The sequence below is a fragment of the Bacteroides sp. OF03-11BH genome (genome assembly GCF_003604005.1).
Taxonomy (GTDB): Bacteria; Bacteroidota; Bacteroidia; order Bacteroidales; family Bacteroidaceae; genus Bacteroides; species Bacteroides ovatus.
In genome coordinates this window covers 9,641-11,116 of record NZ_QTMW01000082.1, presented here as the reverse complement: position 1 = coordinate 11,116, position 1,476 = coordinate 9,641, and the positions used below count along the sequence as shown (strand labels likewise).

Here is a 1,476-nt window from a genome sequence, read left to right as displayed (position 1 = left end):
GCAAAGTTACTACAAAAAAGTGAAATGCGGAAAGATATAGTGATAGAATTGAGTTACAAGGGTTTTGGTTGAAGTGGCGATAATCCGTGAAGCCATTACAATCCCTGCCGAAGCCAAATCCTGACGCCGCTACGTTACTTGTTCGTAACCATGCCCGAAAATGCGACAAACGGGTACGAATAGCGAAACAAGGCTCTAAGGAATAGTGAGTTATCCATAACTCATGCGAAAAATCAGGTTACGGAAAAAGATTGCGCCGTTCCTCCCCGTTTTGCGTACCAACACCGGACTCTTCACCAACTAATTTTGAAACCCAAAAATTAAGGACAATGAAGAGTACATTTTCAGTAATCTACTACCTCAAGCGTCAGGTAGTGAAAAAGGACGGGACAGTTCCCGTCATGGGACGCATCACGGTGGACGGCAGCCAGACACAGTTCAGCTGCAAACTGACTGTCGATCCGAAACTGTGGGACACCAAAGGTGGACGTGTCACGGGCAGAAGCACGGCGGCACTCGAAACGAACCGTATGCTTGACAAGATGCGGGTACGCATCAACAGGCATTATCAGGAAATCATGGAGCGTGACAACTTCGTCACGGCGGAGAAGGTGAAGAACGCCTTTCTCGGACTGGAACACCGCTACCACACGCTGATGCAGGTGTTCCGCCAGCACAACGAGGACTACGAGAAGCAGGTGGAGGCAGGCATGAAAGCCAAAGGCACGCTGCTGAAGTACCGCACCGTTTACAAGCACATGCAAGAGTTCCTCGACATCCGCTACCATGTGAAGGACATCGCCCTAAAAGAGCTTACCCCGGCTTTCATCTCCGACTTCGAGATGTTCCTGCGCACGGACAAGCACTGCTGCACCAATACCGTGTGGCTGTACGTCTGCCCGTTACGGACGATGGTATTCATCGCCATCAACAACGAGTGGCTGACGCGCGACCCGTTCCGCGAGTATGAAATCAAGAAGGAGGAAACAACACGCAGTTTCCTGACCAAAGATGAGATCCGCCTGCTGATGGAGGGGAAACTGAAAAACGCCAAACAGGAATTGTACCGCGACCTCTACCTGTTCTGCGCCTTCACGGGGCTGTCGTTCGCGGATATGCGCAACCTTACGGAAGAGAATATCCGCACCTACTTCGACGAACACGAGTGGATAAACATCAACCGCCAGAAAACGGGCGTGGTGTCCAACATCCGCCTGCTCGACATCGCCAACCGCATAATCGGCAAATACCGGGGACTGTGCGGGGACGGCAGGATATTTCCCGTTCCGCATTATAACACGTGCCTTGCCGGTATCCGTGCCGTCGCCAAGCGTTGCGGCATCACCAAGCATATCACGTGGCATCAGAGCCGCCACACGGCAGCCACGACGATATTCCTCTCCAACGGTGTTCCCATCGAAACGGTCAGCTCCATGCTCGGACACAAGAGCATAAAGACGACGCAGATTTACGCAA

At 52.2% G+C, this 1,476-nt stretch carries 1 protein-coding gene; it reads left to right on the top strand.

Going from position 1 to position 1,476, the window contains the following annotated elements; genetic code table 11:
- Nucleotides 1–329 precede the first annotated feature (329 nt).
- A partial coding sequence (locus tag DXA54_RS27070) for a site-specific integrase (RefSeq protein ID WP_130054698.1) occupies nucleotides 330–1,476 on the top strand: 1,147 nt, incomplete at its 3' end.